Raw genomic sequence first — 3,521 nt, forward strand, 5'->3', positions numbered from 1 at the left:
CTACATCAGGTTAAAAAGAGTTTACTTTTTCGCACTGCGAGCAGCCGCTTTCACAAAGCTTTCATCTGGCTGTCACATGAAAACGATACCGCATCGCAGGCGTCCAACGGCGTCAGTTCAACGGAGAGAACACATGTTCAAGTTCACGGGGAAAGTGCTTTCCCTTTCGGCCGCGGCGCTTTTCGCGTCGACGGTGATTTCGTCCGCGGATTCGCTGGACGATCTCGTCAAGGCTGCCAAGGCGGAAGGCCAGCTCACCACCATCGCGCTGCCGCATGACTGGTGCGGCTATGGCGATGTCATCGCAGGTTTCAAGGCGAAGTATCCGGAAATCACCGTCAACGAACTCAACCCCGACGCCGGCTCCGGCGACGAGGTCGAGGCGATCAAGGCCAACAAGGACAACAAGGGCCCGCAGGCGCCCGACGTCATCGACGTCGGCCTGTCCTTCGGCCCGACCGCCAAGGCCGATGGCCTGATCCAGCCTTACAAGGTGTCGACCTGGGACTCGATCCCCGACAGCGCCAAGGATGCCGACGGCTTCTGGTACGGCGACTATTACGGCGTTCTGTCGTTCATGGTGAACAAGGACCTGATCAAGGAATCGCCCACCGACTGGGCCGACCTCTTGAAGCCGGAATTCGCCAACGCGGTCGCTCTTGCCGGCGATCCGCGCGTTTCAAACCAGGCCATCCAGGCTGTCTACGCCGCCGGCCTTTCCGGTGGCGCCGCAGCCGGTGAAGCTGCCGGCACTGCTGGCCTAGACTTCTTCAAGAAGCTCAACGCCGCCGGCAATTTCGTTCCGGTCGTGGGCAAGCCGGCAACGCTTGCCCAGGGTCAGACCCCGATCCTGATCAACTGGGACTACAACGCGCTCGCCGGCCGCGACACGCTGAAGGGCAACCCGCCCGTCGACGTCATCGTGCCGAAGACCGGCGTCGTCGCCGGCGTCTACGTGCAGGCGATCAGCGCCTACGCGCCGCATCCGAATGCAGCCAAGCTGTGGATGGAATACCTCTACTCCGACGAAGGCCAGATCGGCTGGCTGAAGGGCTATTGCCACCCGATCCGCTTCAACGATCTCGCCAAGAACGGCAAGATCCCGGCGGACGTGCTGGCCAAGCTGCCGCCGGCGGAATCCTATGCCTCGGCCGCGTTCCCGTCGCTCGACGAGCAGGCTAAGGCCAAGGAAGCTATCAGCAAGAACTGGGACGCCACTGTCGGCGCCAACGTCAAGTAAGACTTGAAATCCACCGGGCGGCCGCGAGGCCGCCCGGTCCTTCCTCGAAGACGGTAGCCGGCGCATGACCGATCTCTCGCTTTCAAATCAGGCATTCGCCACCAAGCCGGTGCCGCCGAAGGAGGCGACCGCCTTCCGCTTGCCGACGCAATGGATCGGCGTGGCGCCGTTCTTCATCTTTGCCCTAATGTTCTTGATCCTGCCCACGCTCTATCTCGTCGTGGGAGCCTTCCGGAACGGTGAAGGCGGGTTCACGCTCGACAATATTCTGCAGCTGGTCAGCGATCCGTCGATCAGCAATTCCTACTGGTCTTCGATCAAGATCAGTTTCTGGTCGGCCATCATCGGGGCGTTTGCCGGGCTCGCCATCGCGATCGCGATCGTGCGCGGCGGACTGCCAAGCTGGACGCGCTCCGCGACCCTGACGTTTTCGGGCGTCGCCTCGAATTTTGCCGGCTTGCCGCTCGCCTTCGCGTTCCTGGCTACGCTCGGCCGTGTCGGTATCGTCACGACGCTTCTGCGTGACGTGCTCAACATCAACATTTACGCGATGGGCTTCAATTTTCTCACCACAACGGGCCTGATCGCGGTCTATCTGTTCTTTCAGATTCCCCTGATGGTGGTCATCATCGTGCCAGCCATCGATGGCTTGAAGAAGGAGTGGGGCGAGGCTGCGGCCACGCTCGGTGCCACGCAGGCGCAGTACTGGCGCATGGTTGTCATCCCTGTGATATGGCCGAGTTTTCTCGGTACGGTCATCCTGTTGTTTGCGAACGCCTTCGGCGCCATCGCCACCGCTTATGCGTTTGCCGGTCCGACGCTTAATATCGTTCCGATCAAGCTCTACTCGCAGATGAACGGCGACGTGCTGCACAACCCGCAACTCGCTTATGCCATAGCCTTTGGCATGATCGTCATCACCGGGCTTGCGAATGTCTTCTACATCTGGTTTCGGACTCGGTCCGAAAGGTGGCTCAAATGAAGTCAGGTAAGTTCTGGGCCTGGGTCGTCTTTGTTGTCGGGGCTGCCTATTTCTTTATTCCGTTGATCGCGACGGTCGAGTTCTCGCTGCGCATGCGGCGCGGCGTCCACTCCTTCGACGCCTATCAAGTCGTGCTGGGAGACGCGCGCTTCCAGTCAACTTTCCTTTTTTCAGTCATCGCTGCCCTCTGCACCATTATCCTGGGGGTGCTGATCGTGGTGCCGGCGGCATACTGGATCCGGCTGCGTCTGCCTCAGCTCAGGCCAATCGTCGAATTCATCACCCTTTTGCCGCTGGTCATTCCGGCAATCGTCATCGTCTTCGGCTATATCAGGATGTACGGCTCGAACTCGCCGCTGCCATTCTTGGCAAGCAATTGGGGTGCGAACGCGTTGCTTGTCATTGGCTATACGACGCTGTCTCTGCCTTACATGTATCGGGCCGTTGACACCGGTCTGCGCACCATCGATGTGCGTACGCTGACCGAAGCCGCGCAAATTCTGGGTGCGGGCTGGGGCACCATCATCACCCGCGTCATCCTGCCCAATGTGCTGATCGCGGTGCTGTCCGGCGCATTCCTGACTTTCGCCATCGTCATTGGCGAGTTTACAATGGCCAGCCTGCTCAGCCGTCCGGCTTTCGGCCCGTATCTGCAGAACATCGGCGCCAACCGTGCATACGAGCCCGCAGCCCTTGCAGTGATCGCCTTCGCCATCACCTGGGGCTGCATGTCGCTGATCCAGATCCTGTCCCGCTTCGCGCCGAAATCGGCGAACCGCCCAAATTGATCGAGAGAACCACGCCATGGCCGACCCATTCCTCTCCATCCAGCACGTTCGAAAATCTTTCGGCGCCACCACGGTGGTGGAGGACTTCAATCTCGACGTAGAGCGCGGCGAATTCGTCTCCTTCCTCGGGCCATCCGGCTGCGGCAAGACGACGGTGTTGCGCATGGTTGCCGGTTTCGAGGAGCCGAGCGCGGGCACGATCGTCGTCAGCGGCAAGGACATTACGAGACTGAAGCCCAACCAGCGCAATGTCGGCATGGTGTTCCAGGCCTATGCGCTGTTCCCGAACCTGACCGTGGCGCAGAATATCGGCTTCGGCTTGAAGGTCGCCGGCATGCCGAGGGCGGACATCGATGCCCGCGTCGCCGAGATGCTCGGCATCATCAAGCTGCCGCAGATGGCGGATCGCTATCCCTACCAGCTCTCGGGCGGCCAGCAGCAGCGCATCGCGCTAGCCCGCGCCATCGCGCCGAAGCCAAAGCTGCTGCTGCCCGACGAGCCGCTGTCGGCG

4 protein-coding genes are annotated in these 3,521 nt (G+C 60.9%); all 4 read left to right on the plus strand.

Translation table 11 applies throughout. The features are described from left to right. The first annotated feature begins 133 nt into the window (after positions 1 to 133). Positions 134 to 1,240 carry an ABC transporter substrate-binding protein gene (locus tag EN994_RS22910; RefSeq protein ID WP_013529685.1) on the plus strand — a complete coding sequence of 369 codons (1,107 nt, stop codon included), beginning with the start codon at positions 134 to 136 and terminating at the stop codon, positions 1,238 to 1,240. A gap of 187 nt (positions 1,241 to 1,427) precedes the next feature. Then, positions 1,428 to 2,222: an ABC transporter permease subunit gene (locus EN994_RS22915; protein ID WP_224621361.1), complete on the plus strand. Its 795-nt coding sequence runs from the start codon at positions 1,428 to 1,430 to the stop codon at positions 2,220 to 2,222. Next, a complete protein-coding gene (locus tag EN994_RS22920; RefSeq protein ID WP_063168960.1) occupies positions 2,219 to 3,010 on the plus strand; it encodes an ABC transporter permease in 792 nt (263 codons plus the stop codon). The genes EN994_RS22915 and EN994_RS22920 overlap by 4 nt, the downstream gene beginning before the upstream one ends. Positions 3,011 to 3,026: 16 nt before the next feature. Continuing rightward, the coding region (locus tag EN994_RS22925) for an ABC transporter ATP-binding protein (protein WP_164746094.1) at positions 3,027 to 3,521 on the plus strand (495 nt) is incomplete at its 3' end.

This window comes from Mesorhizobium sp. M7A.F.Ca.CA.002.09.1.1, assembly GCF_003998555.1.
GTDB classification, from domain to species: Bacteria; Pseudomonadota; Alphaproteobacteria; order Rhizobiales; family Rhizobiaceae; genus Mesorhizobium; species Mesorhizobium ciceri.